Raw genomic sequence first — 15,345 nt, forward strand, 5'->3', positions numbered from 1 at the left:
TTACACAGATGGGAACAACGAGCCGCAGAGATCATCAAATGCATCTGGGTGCGTTTATCTATTATGCCGGTCATCATCATGCCGGATGGCGTCATGCCGATTCCGATGTGGAGGGGATGTTTGGAATCGAGCTGTACAAGAAACTCGCCGCCACCGCGGAGCGGGGAAAGTTCGATATGATGTTTTTTGCCGATTTGCTGTATGTGACCCAGGTCGAAAATTCCGCTTCCGGCATGCTGGACCCGCTGACGTTATTATCGGCCCTCTCTACCGTTACGGACAGATTGGGGCTTACCGCAACTGTCTCCACCACGTACAACGAGCCATATAATGTAGCCCGGAAGTTTGCCTCCCTGGACTTTATAAGCGGAGGAAGAGCAGGCTGGAATATCGTCACGTCCCAGCTTGATATTGAAGCCCATAATTATGGCAAGCCGAAACATCCCGAACATGGTCTTCGTTATGAGATGGCGCGTGAGTTCGTGGAGGTGGTCACCCGTTTATGGGACAGCTGGGAAGATGATGCGCTTGTTCTTGATCGTGAGTCGGGGAGGTTTGCCGATGGAGCCAAAGTACAGCCTGTGGATTACACCGGACAGTGGTATTCCACGAAGGGTCCTCTGAATGTGCCGAGGCCGCCGCAAGGTTATCCTGTGCTGATTCAGGCTGGCTCTTCGGGACCAGGGCAGGATTTTGCCGCCCAATATGGTGAGGTTATATTCACGGCACAGCAGTCCAAGAAGGCAGCACAGGATTTCTATGCCAGTGTCAATTCCAAGCTGTCGCAGTATGGGAGAGCAAGCGGAAGCCTGAAAATCATGCCGGGTCTTTCACCTGTTATTGGAGCTACCGAGGAGGAAGCGTGGCGCAAGTTTCATGAGCTGCAGGCGTTGATACCGCCATCTTCCGCGATTACCGTTCTATCGGGTTTCCTTAATTATGACCTGAGCGGTTATCCGCTGGATCAACCCTTGCCAAGAGACATTCCGGATCCTGTAGCGGCTTCCAACGGCATGAAGAGCAGAGTCCAGTTATATATGGATATGGCCTATCAAGACAATCTGTCGATTCTGGAACTGGGCAGAAAGATACTAACCTCCAGGGGACATATGCAGTTTGTCGGAACCCCCGAGCAATTGACTGACGTGATGCAGGATTGGTTTGAAGGTTACGCCTGTGACGGGTTTAATATTATGCCTCCGGTTCTGCCGGGCGATCTGGACGATTTCGTGAATACCGTCATCCCTGTGCTGCAAGAACGGGGATTGTTCCGTACCGAATACAGCGGACGAACATTGAGAGAGCATCTCGGTCTTCAGCGCCCGGATGTGGGGCACTTCCGCCAAGAGGTCCAGCGCGCAGCAGTGGATGTTAGATAACCTATGGGGATTAAAGAGACGTTTCAAGTGACTGAAGTACAGGTCATCTTGGGACGTTTTTTTGTCAGGAAAGGAAAATCAAAAAAAGGTATAATGTTTTTCAATCACATTGTCAGAAATGGCGAACTTCTCCGGTCATATAAGTAGTCAACGATACGAAAGAGGGTTTAAGCAATTGGAAACGACAGCAGACAGCAAGGTCCAATGGGATGAGATGGAAGATCGCGAGTTGGTGAAATATGCGCAGGCAGGAGAGCGGGAAGCATTCGGGGAACTCGTCCGGCGTCATCGGTCGAAGGTGTATGGCTATGCCAGAGCTATAACCCGGGAGTCCTATCTGGCAGAAGACGTTGTGCAGGATGCACTCATCCGCGCTTTCATGCATCTTGGCAAGCTGGTTGATGTAGAGCGGTTCCTGCCATGGGTGCACCGGATCGTCCGGAACCAGGCCTATACCCGACTCAGAGGGAGCTCTGCTGTTAAAGAGCAGACATTTACCGAGCTTGAGGGCGTGGGAAGAGCAGATGGCACTGGAGGCTCGGACAATTGGGGCAATCTGGACAGCATTCTAGGACGGCTCCACCGTTCCGCAAATGAAGAAAGCGCGGGCTCCAGCGTGCCGGAGGAACGAATCCTCCAGCAGGAAACGCTGCGTGTCTTGACAGGCATCATTCAATGCCTCAAGCCTCGCGAACGGCTTATATTCGAATCCCATTTCTTCGATCAGCTGTCGCCGCAAGAAGTTGCCAACCTGTTTCAGCTCTCTTCGGCCAATGTGTATCAGATTATATCCAGATCACGCAAGAAAGTGATTCAGGAAAAAATCCGTATCACCGTTGACTCTTATATTAAGACGAGAAGGGATTTGGGAATCATGACAAAGAAAATTTTGCCGTATGAAGGATCGCTGAAAGAAACAAAAACCTGGACGAGTGCTGCAGATGCCACCTATAAAATACTGCAATTCACTGACCGGAAGCTCTCACTGCCTATGGTGATGGGGCTTACAGGGCATGCTTTCCGGATCAACATCATACCGAATAATGTTCATATTGCCGGTCCGACCGCTTATTTCTTTGGCGAAGCGTTATCCCGTGGACTTCATAACATCGGTTTCCATTCCAAATTCGTTGACGGGATGTCGGACGGAATCGGACCTAACACCAACCTGCTGGATCCTGCCCTCATGGAAAAAGGAGCGATGAGCAAACGCAGCATTCACCAAGAGCTGCCAAGAGCCCTCGATCTCATTCACAGCTCGCTGGACCGGGGATACCCTGTGCTGGCATGGGATATTTTCTTCCCGGAGTTCGGTACGCTGTATGGGTACGATGATGAGACCAGAACCCTGTACGCGGAGGAGTGCGGCAGAGTGGATACGCTGCCTTACGAAAATCTGGGCAGGAGTGTCATGGAAGATCTATTCGTTCTGGTCATCGAGGGCTCCGTTGATATAACGCTCCGTCAGCAGCTTCGACTTGCCCTTGAGACTGCCGTTGAGCAATATGAAGGAAAAGAAAGCGTCGTACCCACAGCCGTCAAAGGAATCGCGGCATATGATGCCTGGCTTGAATCGTTGCAGGGGCGGCAGATCGAGCCCAATGGTCACGCCTACAACATTGAAGTGCTGAGAGATGCCCGTTATTACGCGGCAGAGTTCTTCAAGGAATTGATTACAGCTTGGCCGCAAGGGAACGGTGAAGAGCCGGAGCTTACGGGGCTGTTCGAGGAAGCAAACATGTTGTATGCAGGGATGTGTGAACGGTTCAATGTGCTGCATCAGATGTTCCCTTTCCCGGTAGGGGGCGAGCCCAATCTCGAAGATCAATCTACCAAGGCGATAACGTTGGTAGAGGATATCAAAGCTCTGGAAATTAAGGCTGTCGCAAAATTGAAAGAGATTTATGCAAAATTGACTAAATAAGCTGTGGGATGCAGAAGTCACCGATTACCCGAAGCTTGTACACCTCGACGGGTGGCTACTCTGCGGGCTGGAGAGGGGGCGTTTGTCGTTACCGCGCTTCCGTTTGTGAATGAGGGGCTGCTTGCAGCCCCTTTTTTGTGTAAGTAAACTTCGATGGATTATTCAATGATCTCAATTCCAACGTCGACCAACTGTTCTTTCCCCATAATATTCATAAGCACTTTCGCTCGCTTTTTATGTTTATCGACTTTTTTTATGTGGCTCTCCAAACCTTTCAAGGGACCCGATTGGACGATCACCTTAGAATCTTGGAAATAGACCTGGGAATACTCGATAACCTCATTCTCGTTAATCAGCTGCAGCACGACAAGCATCTCCTCGCTGGGAATTTCTTTGAAAAAATGCGATTCTGCTGCTGGTCTTTCAGAAGCGACGCTAGCCATTTGCACATCAGGGAGGGTTGATGTTTTATCCTTGTTATTGAGATAGTTCAGTGTGTTGTAAATGAAGGGATTTTCTTTTAATGTATAATAAATGGAAAAGCTCATTTTGGTTTCGATGAACACATATCCGGGAAAAAGTGTTTTTATTACGTGCTGGACGGTACGGTCCTTTTTCTCCGGCACTTTTCTTTTAGGAATCACACTATGCAGCAAGTTGTTATCGAACCTTGTATCAAGCCATCGTTTGATGGAAGATTCGTAACCGGTTTTAACAAATAAAGCGTACCATGACATATGTGATCCTCCCTTCTTATTGGATGATGAAGATCATATCAAACAATTCGAGAAAAAAATGTCGAAATAAGGAATTTAAACAAAAAATAAACTACTAATCATATAAGATTAATAGTTTACAAATAAATAATTATATAATAATATATTGGTAATGAATGACTTTAATTAACAGAAACTTAAATCGACTTAATCGACGTTTCGGCGCGTTAAGAGCATTTAAGGGCCATAACATACACGTGACTAGTGTTAATGCTTACGAATCCTCCCGTAATTTAGGGGAGGACCTCGTAGGCATTTTTATGTTCATTTTTAAAAGAATGATGCGCATGAATCGATCTTATTCTGTATCGAGGAGGCCTCCTGAAGGGAATGACAAGTCCATCCTGGGAAATGACGGTTGAGCATTTAATGTCTGGAGAAGGAACGGGTTCGAACGTGGCAAGTCTATGTTTTTTCTCTTGTTCAGAAGAGGAACAGCTGTTGAAGACGACAGAATTTCTTCATGTTGAAGAATGGCAGTATTATCGCTCACTCCATTTTGAACGAAGGATCAGAAGTTATCTGGCAGGCAGGTACGCAGCCAAAAAAGCGATTGCTCTGTACACAAACGAGGATGATTTGAGGCAAATTCTCATTGCACGGGGTATTTTTAACCAGTCCCTCGTGGTGCATTCACAGAATGCGCAAGTTAGTATAACGCATTCTGGCCATCTCGCCGCCGCCGTTGCTTTTTCGGAGAAGTTCCTTATGGGAATCGATATCGAACAAATCTGTGAGGGCAATCGGGAGGTTCTGCAAGATCAAGCAACAGCGAGAGAATTAAGCTTGATACAATCGCTGCCTTATTCTGCGGACAGCATGCTGACGTTGGTCTGGACGGCTAAAGAGGCGCTATCCAAGGTGCTGAAAACGGGATTATCCACCCCGTTCGCTATCTTTGAATTGAAGCAAATCAACCTCAAGGATGATGTTTTTGTGAGTTATTATGAAAACTTTTCTCAATATGAAACGACTTCTTTCATGCTGGATTCCTTTGTCTGTTCCATCACTTATCCGAAGGGGATGCGGCTGAACATGAAGGCGATCAAAAAAGGATTAAACATACCTATACAAATCTAATTGGGAGGATGGTAGAAACTTATGCTGGCTTACGTATTTCCAGGGCAGGGTGCCCAGAAAAAAGGAATGGGCGAAGGGTTGTTTGACGAATTCAAGGATTTCACTGCGCAAGCGGATCGTATTCTGGGATATTCGATTAAGAGACTATGTCTGGAAGATCCGGATTCTGAACTTAATAAGACGCAATTCACCCAACCCGCATTATACACCGTTAGTGCATTAAGTTACTTCAAGAAGGTCAAGGATTCCGGGAGCAGGGTCGATTTTGTTGCCGGACATAGTCTGGGGGAATATAACGCCCTGCTGGCAGCAGGAGCTTACGACTTTGCAACAGGACTGAAGCTTGTGCAAAAAAGGGGCGAATTGATGAGCCGGGCTGCCGGCGGGGGCATGGCAGCAGTCATCGGCCTAAGTGAAAATAAGCTTGCAGAGGTGCTGCAGGAGTATAAACTGGACCGCATTGACATTGCCAATCTGAACAGCCCCCATCAGATCGTGATTTCCGGGGCGAAAGCAGACATGGATCATGCCATGAAGGTTCTTGAGTCCCACAAGGACGTGACGATGTGCATTCCCTTGCGAACGAGCGGTGCCTTTCATTCCCGGCATATGGAGGATGCAGCGAGAGAATTTGAAGCTTTCCTGGAAAACTTTACGTTCCAGTCATTGCGGATTCCGGTCATCTCCAATGTGCATGCCAGACGTTATCGACCAACCGAAATTAAACATAATCTGGTTCAACAGATTACAAGTTCCGTTAAATGGACGGAAAGCATTCGCTATTTAATGGGGCTTGGCGTACAGGAATATGAAGAGGTTGGGCCCGGGAGGGTTCTGACGGATCTAATAGCGAGAATCAGGACAGAGGCAAGTCCGCTGATCGTGGATGAACCGGAAGTGGTTGAGGAGTCCGTTGCAGAAAGCGTGAATGAAGAACTAATCGAGAGTGCCGCACAGATACCGTCAGTATTGGAATCGACGACTATGGAAGTATCGGGGACGGAACCGCCCGCTCCGGTACCATCGGCAGAATATCATATTCTCCCTTCTTCCCTGGGAAGCATTGAATTCCGCAGAGACTATAATCTTAAATACGCTTATATGACCGGAGCCATGTACCGCGGCATTGCTTCAAAGGAAATGGTTGTAAGAATGGGTCAAGCAGGAATGATGGGTTTCTTCGGGGCTGGCGGCTTGAAATTACCGCAGATCGCGGATGCAATTCAATACATACAACGAGAGCTTTCTCAAGGCCAATCCTACGGCATGAACCTGGTTCACAATCCGACCGAGCCAGAGATCGAAGAACAAACCGTGGATCTGTTCCTGCAAAGCGGCGTGAGGGTTATGGAGGCGGCGGCTTTCATGAACATTACGCCTGCACTGGTTAAATACCGGGCCAAAGGCTTGACACGTGACGTACATGGAAGGATTGTTTCTTCTAAGAAAATTATTGCCAAGGTATCGCGGCCGGAAGTTGCGGAAGCATTCCTCAGTCCGGCGCCTGAGCGGATCATTACAAAGCTGCGGGAGGAAAACAAAATCACGCCGGAAGAGGCCCTGATGCTTAGGGAAATGCCGGTTGCCGATGATATTTGCGCCGAGGCGGATTCCGGTGGTCATACGGACGGGGCAGTGGCTTATGCATTAATGCCGGCCATGATTAAATTACGGGATGAAATGATGGATAAGTATCGATATCACAAAAAAATAAGAATAGGCGCCGCAGGTGGGATCGGTACACCGGATGCGATATCGGCAGCCCTTACACTGGGTGCCGACTTTATTGTTACCGGTTCAATCAATCAATGCACCGTGGAGGCCGGAACGAGCGACGAAGCAAAGGACCTGCTGCAGCAAATGAACGTCCAGGACACGGAATACGCGCCTGCGGGAGATATGTTTGAGATGGGGGCGAGGGTGCAGGTGCTGAAAAAGGGGCTTTTTTTCCCGGCGCGCTCCAATAAGTTATACGATTTGTACCGTCAGTACAACTCCATTGATGAAATCGACGAGAAGACCAAGGCACAGATACAGGACAAGTATTTCAAGCGCAGTTTTGAGAGCGTATATGACATGGTCAGAACGCGCTATCCACAAATCGTCGAGAAGGCGGAGCGGAACCCGAAATACAAAATGGCCATGATATTCCGGTGGTATTTCAGTTACAGCACACGGTTGGCTTTGCAGGGCGACCCTGAAAATAAAGTGGATTATCAAATTCATTGCGGACCGGCCTTAGGTGCTTTTAATCAATGGGTTAAAGGAACCGAGCTTGAGCAGTGGCGGAACAGGCGCGTTGATGAGATTGCGGAGAAACTGATGGTGGAGACGGCAGCACTGCTCAATCGAAGATATAAGAGCTTCTCCAAGCTTTCGGAGACGGATGACATCGCAATGGAGAACAGCCGAAGCACACAAGAGGTTTATTAAAAGTGAGGTGTACCGTATAAATGAAGAACGAGATCGCGATTATTGGCATAGCTTGCCGATTCCCTGGAGCGCAGAATTATGAAGAATTCTGGGATAATCTGAAGGAAGGTCGTTCAAGCATTCAGGAGATACCGAAGGAGCGCTGGGACTGGAAGGAATATTGGGGCGATCCCCAAGGGAAGAACAAGAGCAACAGCAAGTGGGGCGGTTTTATACAAGACGCAGATGCCTTTGATCCGGGCTTTTTTGGTCTCTCGGCAAGGGAAGTGGAGGCGACCGACCCTCAGCAGCGGATTATGCTGGAATTATCGTGGTCCTGCCTGGAGGATGCCGGGATTCGTCCTTCACAACTGTCTGGGGACAAGGTCGGCGTTTACATGGGGGTCTTTAATTTTGATTACAAAGGATTGCAGGAGCAGAGCAATCAGACTATTGAAACCTATCATTCCATAGGGACGGCTTCGGCCGTAATTGCGAATCGGATCTCGCATTATTTCAACCTGAAGGGCCCGAGTTTTCCTATCGACACCGCTTGCTCAAGTTCATTCAACGCAATCCATTCCGCAGCCCAGTCCATACTTCTTGGAGAGAGCAACATGGCGCTTGTAGGCGGGATCAGCCTTATACTTACCCCTTCCCGCCATATTTCCTTTTCCAAAGCGGGCATGCTGTCCCCAACCGGATCATGCAAAACATTCGACGACAGCGCTGACGGTTACGTGCGCAGTGAAGGCGCAGGCGTCGTGCTGCTTAAGCCGCTGGAGAAGGCCCTGGAAGACGGGGACTCCATTTATGGCGTCCTGAAGGGAACGGCCGTTAATCATAGCGGAAAAACGCATACGCTCACCTATCCCAATCCGGAAGCTCAGGCTGATGTTATAGCCGAAGCCCATCGGAAAGCCGGTGTACCCGTGGAAAGCATCAGTTATATCGAAGCTCATGGGACCGGTACGCCCAAGGGAGATCCCATGGAGTTTCAAGGGCTTGTGAAAGCTTTTCAATTACTCCATCCGGAAGAGCCTCAAAAGCTGAACACCAATTACTGTGGCCTGGGCTCGGTGAAAACGAATATCGGGCATCTGGAATCAGCGGCAGGCATTGCCGGGGTTATCAAAGTCCTGATGTCCATGAAATATAAGCAGCTGCCCGGATTGCAAAATTTCAAAAAGCTGAACCACCGTATTTCAATCGATGAGAGCCCGTTTTACATGGTGGACAAGCTCAGGGAATGGAAGCTGCTTGAGAGCGAAGATGGACAGACCTATCCGAGGCGTGCTGGGATCAGTTCCTTTGGGTTCGGTGGAACGAATGCGCATGTCGTGCTTGAAGAAGCCCCCGCAGCCAAGAAAAAATCGAGCAAAAAGCTTCCTCAGTACGTAATCTGTTTATCCGCCAAAACAGAAGGATCGCTTCGCCAACGGGAACAGGATCTGGCACGCTGGCTTGACCAACAAGAGCAGGACATCGCGCTTACGGAGGTTAGCGCAACCCTCCTCCTTCACCGGGAGCATTTCGGAGTAAGGTCTGCTTACGTTGTTAGGGATATACGTGAGCTTCGGGAGAAGCTGCAGCAGGTAGTTGATAAAAATGAGCCTGAGGGGTATTTCCACGATCGAATCCCTTTAACAGGGAAGAAGGAGGAGCCGCTCTTTGAACATCTGGGCAAGGTGCTTGTCACCGAGCTTCAATCCATCAAGAAGAGCAGTGTGCAGGAATACGGCAGTAAATTGATGGCATTGGCAGAATTATACGTAAAAGGGTATGAGGTGGACTGGAAGGCCATCTTCCCGGCCGAGAAGATACAGCATGTCCATCTTCCTACCTATCCTTTTGCCAGGGAGCGGTATTGGATATCCGAACCCGAAGAAGGTACCACGGATGTCAGCGCGGTATCCGAGGGTGCAGCAGCTTCCTGTATACACCCGCTTCTGCACCGGAACACGTCCGATTTCTCAGAACAGCGATACAGCTCAACCTTTTCGGGCGAAGAGTTTTTTCTGAGGGATCATATCGTGAACAATCAGCGTGTCTTGCCCGGCGTCGCTTATCTTGAAATGGCCAGGGAAGCTGCTTCGAGGGCCTCAGGACAATCAGCTGATGCATACTCGCCGATTCGGCTGGAACATGTGGTCTGGGCCAGGCCGATCACGGTTGGAGATCATCATGCTCATGTGAACATTGCGCTTTATCCAGATGAACAGGGCGATGTTTCCTACGAAATTTATAGCGAGCCGGAAGATGGCGGTGAAGAGTCTATTGTTCATAGCCAGGGCCATATCGTGTTGGATGCCGACTTGATTGGCGGGACGCCACAGGTGAACATCGATGGATTAAAAAAACAGTTTGTCAGAGCCGATACTGCAATAGCGCAGTACTATGAGGTTTTCCGGCTTATGGGAATTCATTACGGACCTGCACATCAAGGGATTGAAGAAGTATATACGGGAGCAAGCGGAGTCCTGGCTAAGCTGTCGATTCCTTCCTCCATTCGGGGCACCGAAGATCCGTTTATCCTGCATCCCAGCTTGATGGATTCGGCCCTCCAGGCGGCCATGATTCTGATGCTTGGTTCAGACATGTTGGGCGTGTTGGAGGGCAAGGCTGCATCAAGGCTGTTCCTGCCTTTTGCACTGCAGGAGCTCGATATTGTACACGAATGCTCGTCAGTCATGTGGGCGCAGGTTCAGTATAGTCTGCAGGACAGGACATCAGGAAAATCTGAGAAAGTCGATATTGAACTCTATGACGGACAAGGAATGTTATGCGTCAGGATGAAGGGGTTATCCTGGAGGATACTCAGTAAAGAGGAGGCCTTGCTCAAATCCGGGGCAGGCACGGGCACGATCATGCTGCATCCCACATGGCAGGAACAGGACGTTGCGGCTCATGAGGTGTTATCCGGTTATGATGACCACTGTGTCGTGCTGTGTGAAATGGACGAAACGGCGAAGAAGAGTCTTGAAACGCAAATGGAGGGTGTCCGCATCCTGTCCTTGCAATCGAAACGAAAAAACATGAAGGACCTTTTTCAAGCATACTCGGGCAATCTGCTTGATGAAATTCAGAGTATTCTTAAAGACGGCTCCAAAAAGAACGTGTTCATTCAAATTGTCATTCCTGCGCAGGGGGAACATCGTCTGTTATCCGGTTTATCGGGACTTCTGAAGACGGCCAGGCTGGAGAATCCCAAATTCGTAGGACAGATGATCGAGATGGAGCCGCATGTATCGGCGGAGCGGTTGGTTGGCGTATTGAGGGAGAACCATTGCAGCCCGGAGGAATTTCATATTCGATACCAGGAAGGGAAGCGCTTCGTTAAAGGCTGGGACGTCATGGAGACACCGGCATTCGAAGAGAGCCCTCCTTGGAAAGAGAACGGAACGTACTTGATTACGGGAGGGCTGGGAGGTCTCGGGTTTATTTTTGCGAATGAGATCGCCCGGCACACGAAGGATGTGACGTTAATTCTTACCGGCCGATCTGCGCCAGGTAGCGACTCAGCGCTTCAACTGGAGCAATTAAGAACTCAAGGGGCTAGGGTGGAATACAGGCAGGTCGATGTGTCGAACTTCAAAGAGGTGGAGAAACTCGTTCGTAACATTGCCACCGAGTTTGGCGGGCTGAATGGAATCCTTCACAGCGCTGGCGTGATTAAGGATCGTCTTATTCTCAATAAAACAGCGGAAGAAATGCAGGCGGTGATGGCGCCAAAAGTGGCAGGACTTGTCCATTTGGATCAAGCAACCAAGGATTTGAAGCTTGATCTTTTTGTCGTTTTTTCATCGATATATGGGGTTTTGGGCAATCCAGGACAGGCAGATTATTGTTCGGCCAATGCTTTTATGGACGCTTACGCTTCATACCGAAATGAACTTGTACGCGCGAACGAGCGAAGTGGGCATACGCTGTCCGTCAATTGGCCTTTATGGAAAGATGGCGGCATGCAGGTTGATGAAAAGTCCGCACAGATGATGAAACAGCGGCTGGGAATGGCCGCAATAGAGACACCTTCAGCTATGATTGCTTTCCATCGTGCATGGACGTCCGGTAAAGACCAGGTTCTTGTCATGGCAGGTAATCCTGAGCTGTTCTATGCCAAATTGACAGAGAAGCAAGTCGTGAAGCCTGCAGTTCGGTTACAGGCGTCGCTGCCAGCTTCGGACAATGACCATTCCCTTCAAAAGAGCGAAGAGGTGTTCGCGGAAATAGCGGTACATTTCATAAAGAGACAGATATCAGCCGTCTTGAAGCTGCCCGTTCAGCGAATAGAAACGGATGCTCCGATGGAGCAGTATGGCATCGATTCCATCATGACCACGCAATTGACCAACGAATTGGAGAAAACCTTCGGCTCATTGTCCAAAACGCTATTTTTTGAATATCAAAATATACGGGAATTAACGGGGTATTTCATTACAGCCTATCGGGATCAATTGAAGGAGGTTCTGGGAGAGAGGGAAGATGCAGAGCCCATAGAACCTGCTGCTGTTCAGCAAGCGGAGCCCCCCCTTTCAATACAGGGAGAGGCCTTTCGGAATGTTGCCAGTCTCAGGCGTTCAAGGTTCTTGTCGCCAACCAGGAGCGAGCGGAACGAACGGACAACCGAAGCGATGGATATTGCCATCATCGGTGTGTCCGGACGTTATCCCGGCGCCGAGAATATCGGTCAGTTCTGGGAGGTGTTGAAGAATGGCAAGGATTGCATTACGGAAATACCGAAAGACCGCTGGGATTCCCAGTTGTATTTTGATGAGGATCGTAACAAACCGGGAAAAGCCTACAGCAAGTGGGGCGGATTTCTTCAAGGCGTAGACCGCTTCGATCCATTGTTTTTTAATATATCGCCGCGGGAAGCGGAAATGATGGATCCGCAAGAGCGCCTCTTTTTGCAATGCGTTTATGAAACGCTTGAGGATGCGGGATATACCCGGGAGAATTTGGGCCTATACCATGATTATGGTCTGGAGGGAAATGTCGGCGTTTATGTCGGATCCATGTATCAGGAATACCAGCTGTATGGGGCTCAGGAACAAATACAGGGGAATCCTCTCGCGCTGCCCGGACTTCCGGCATCCATCGCTAATCGCGTTTCTTACTTTTGCAATTTCCATGGTCCGAGCATGACCGTAGATACGATGTGCTCATCTTCCATCACAGCGATCCATCTGGCTTGTCAAAGCTTGCAGAGAGGGGAATGCCAGGCTGCCATTGCAGGCGGGGTCAACGTCTCGATTCATCCCAATAAATATCTCTACCTGTCTCATGGGAAGTTCATATCCAGCAGGGGCAGATGCGAGAGTTTTGGCGAGGGAGGAGAGGGATACGTACCCGGTGAAGGCGTAGGCGCGGTTCTTCTTAAACCGCTGGCCCAAGCCATTGAGGATCGGGACCAGATCTATGGAATTATAAAAGCGACCGCAATCAATCACGGGGGGAAAACGAACGGATATACGGTTCCTAATCCCAAGGCTCAAGCGAGCGTAATTGGCCGGGCTATTAAGAAGGCAGGGATTGAGCCGCGGACGATCAGTTACATGGAGGCGCACGGCACCGGAACATCGCTCGGAGATCCCATTGAGATTGCCGGCTTGAACAGCATATTCCGGGAGTACACGGGCGACAAGCAGTTCTGTGCGCTCGGTTCGGCTAAATCAAATATCGGGCATTGCGAGAGTGCTGCGGGAATTGCAGGTTTGACCAAAGTGCTGCTTCAGCTTAAATACAAGCAGTTAGTTCCTTCGCTTCATTCCCGCGTGCTGAATCCCAACATCGATTTTGCCGATACTCCATTTGTTGTTCAGCAGGATCTTGCCGATTGGAAAAGACCCGTGTTAGAGATAGACGGAGAACGGAAGGAATACCCGAGAATAGCGGGCGTTTCGTCCTTCGGAGCGGGCGGGTCTAATGCCCATATCGTGATAGAAGAATATATCCCAAGATACGAGAAACCTTCGCCAGTGATAGCAGATAGCCATTATCCGGCCATCATTGTATTGTCCGCGAAGAATCAGGAGCAGCTGAAGTTGCAGGCTCAGCGCCTTCTGGCGGATATCGCGGTCCAGCAGTATGAAGAACACAGCCTCATTGATATGGCTTACACCCTTCAAATCGGACGGGAAGCCATGGAGGAACGATTGGCCGTGATTGCATCCACGATGAGAGAACTGGTGGATAAACTAACGGATTACATCGAAGGCCGTGAGCATGGGGACGGCGTGCATTATGGCCAGGTTAAACGTAATAAAGATACGTTATCTGTATTTGCGAGGGATGAAGAACTGCAGGAAGCCATTGTTAAATGGATACAGCGCAGAAAGTACAACAAACTCGTCAGTCTCTGGGTGAAAGGGTTGAATGTGGAATGGAGCTTGCTATATGGCGAGAATCTCCCGCAACGGATCAGCCTGCCGATCTATCCGTTTTCTCAAGAGCGTTACTGGTATCCCCAAGGGAGTCATGATCGCCGTGATCGGTTGGACAGAAGTTCGGGAACGAAACAGGATGCAGCTCCTCCTGTCATCCCAAATCATCCGGTCGAGCGTAACATGTGCTTTTTGAACAAGACGTGGATACCTGCAAGCATAGAAACATCCCTTGATATGAGCAGGTTCGAGAATCAAACGATTGCCATATTGACGACCCGGGAAACGATGGAATTAGCTGCGCATGTGTCGAGACATTTCACACGCAGCCGGATCATTGATGTTCAGGATATGGCACAGGAATTTCATCAGACCGAGCGGGATTGGAAGCAATATGGCGGCTGTATCGACGTTGTTGGCTGCGGCAGGAATGGGACGGGGTTGACCGGGTGGATTCCCTGGCTTCAAAAAGTAATTGAGCATGCGGACGCAGGTGGTCTGGCACTCCTTGGTGTTACGCAAGGGCTGGAGTCATTTCTCAGTACCGAAGTGAATTTGTCGGGCGCTGATCGGGCGGGGCTGTATCGAATGCTGCAGAGTGAGTACAGCCGCTTGAGGTCACGTCATATGGATGTGGATGCAGCATATGATGTTCTTGCCCTAGCTGAGCAAATCGTCAGCGAATTCGCAGCTGAAAGTCAGGATGCGGAAGTTGGTTACCGGAGCGGTACGCGATATCGTGCAGCGCTGGATGAGTTGCAGGGCTTCGGCCCCGGCAAGGAACCGTTCGCTTTTCCAGAGGACCATGTACTATGGATCACAGGCGGGACGCGGGGAATTGGATACGTATGCGCCGCGCATTTTGTAAGGAAATACGGAGTTAGAAAGCTGGTTCTAACTGGACTGGAAGAGCTGCCTCCCCGAGAGGAATGGGGATTTTACAAGGGTCAGAATACGGCTGTGGCCCACAAAATTCAAGCGATCCAGGCTTTGGAAGCACAACAGGTAGAAGTGAGGGTCCTCTCCGTATCCCTAACGGATGAACGTAAGATGCGGCATAGCCTGGAAGCGGTTAAAAGCACGATGGGGCCAATTGGAGGCGTTTTACATTGTGCCGGCGTAATTGATTCGCATAATCCTGCCTTTGTAAGGAAGCCGGTTGAAGGAATCGAGCGGGTTTTTGACCCGAAGGTGGCGGGACTTCAAGTACTCTATGATTGCTTTAGACATGAAGCCTTATCGTTTTTTGTGCTTTTCTCGTCCGTTTCGTCAACGATTCCTGTTTTAGGTTCCGGACAAAGCGATTATGCCATGGCAAATGCTTATATGGACTATTTTGCGGCGAAGGAGAAGCATGCGAATCCCGTAATCAGTATCCAGTGGCCAAGCTG

The 15,345-nt window shown here is 49.6% G+C and carries 5 protein-coding genes and 3 pseudogenes; 7 read left to right on the forward strand and 1 reads right to left on the reverse strand.

The features are described from left to right. Positions 1-8 precede the first annotated feature (8 nt). Together WDY75_RS13510 and WDY75_RS13515 are read left to right on the forward strand one after the other, a co-directional pair. On the forward strand, positions 9-1,379 hold the full coding sequence (locus WDY75_RS13510; RefSeq protein WP_063479887.1) for an LLM class flavin-dependent oxidoreductase: 1,371 nt from the start codon (positions 9-11) through the stop codon (positions 1,377-1,379). A gap of 175 nt (positions 1,380-1,554) precedes the next feature. Continuing rightward, the gene (locus WDY75_RS13515; protein ID WP_063479886.1) at positions 1,555-3,303 is read left to right on the forward strand and encodes an RNA polymerase sigma factor; all 1,749 of its coding nucleotides are present in this window, start codon (positions 1,555-1,557) and stop codon (positions 3,301-3,303) included. Positions 3,304-3,461: 158 nt separating this feature from the next. Here WDY75_RS13515 and loaP read toward each other — a convergent pair whose 3' ends face one another. Next, complete coding sequence (loaP, locus tag WDY75_RS13520) at positions 3,462-4,040, reverse strand: antiterminator LoaP (protein WP_063479885.1); 579 nt, start codon at positions 4,038-4,040, stop codon at positions 3,462-3,464. Positions 4,041-4,409: 369 nt separating this feature from the next. Here loaP and WDY75_RS13525 point away from each other — a divergent pair, with 369 nt between their 5' ends. The 5 genes and pseudogenes from WDY75_RS13525 to WDY75_RS30755 form a co-directional block, all read left to right on the forward strand. Next, the gene (locus tag WDY75_RS13525; protein ID WP_082834409.1) at positions 4,410-5,159 is read left to right on the forward strand and encodes a 4'-phosphopantetheinyl transferase family protein; all 750 of its coding nucleotides are present in this window, start codon (positions 4,410-4,412) and stop codon (positions 5,157-5,159) included. A 21-nt stretch (positions 5,160-5,180) separates the two neighbouring features. After that, complete coding sequence (fabD, locus tag WDY75_RS13530; protein WP_082834408.1) at positions 5,181-7,592, forward strand: ACP S-malonyltransferase; 2,412 nt, start codon at positions 5,181-5,183, stop codon at positions 7,590-7,592. A 20-nt stretch (positions 7,593-7,612) separates the two neighbouring features. Further along, positions 7,613-10,342: pseudogene (locus WDY75_RS30745) on the forward strand (beta-ketoacyl synthase N-terminal-like domain-containing protein); the annotation flags it as partial. 621 nt (positions 10,343-10,963) lie between these two features. Then, positions 10,964-14,134: pseudogene (locus WDY75_RS30750) on the forward strand (SDR family NAD(P)-dependent oxidoreductase); the annotation flags it as partial. Between the two features lie 693 nt (positions 14,135-14,827). Further along, positions 14,828-15,292, forward strand: a pseudogene (locus WDY75_RS30755) (KR domain-containing protein); the annotation flags it as partial. Between the last annotated feature and the right edge of the window lie 53 nt (positions 15,293-15,345).

The organism is Paenibacillus glucanolyticus (assembly GCF_037333485.1).
Classification (GTDB): domain Bacteria; phylum Bacillota; class Bacilli; order Paenibacillales; family Paenibacillaceae; genus Paenibacillus_AQ; species Paenibacillus_AQ glucanolyticus.

Bases quoted from the DNA above. Each gene is read 5' to 3' on its own strand.
- WDY75_RS13510 (WP_063479887.1), top strand. From the start codon at position 9: ATGGGAACAACGAGCCGCAGAGATCATCAAATGCATCTGGGTGCGTTT.
- loaP (WP_063479885.1), bottom strand. From the start codon at position 4,040: ATGTCATGGTACGCTTTATTTGTTAAAACCGGTTACGAATCTTCCATC.
- WDY75_RS13525 (WP_082834409.1), top strand. From the start codon at position 4,410: ATGACAAGTCCATCCTGGGAAATGACGGTTGAGCATTTAATGTCTGGA.
- fabD (WP_082834408.1), top strand. From the start codon at position 5,181: ATGCTGGCTTACGTATTTCCAGGGCAGGGTGCCCAGAAAAAAGGAATG.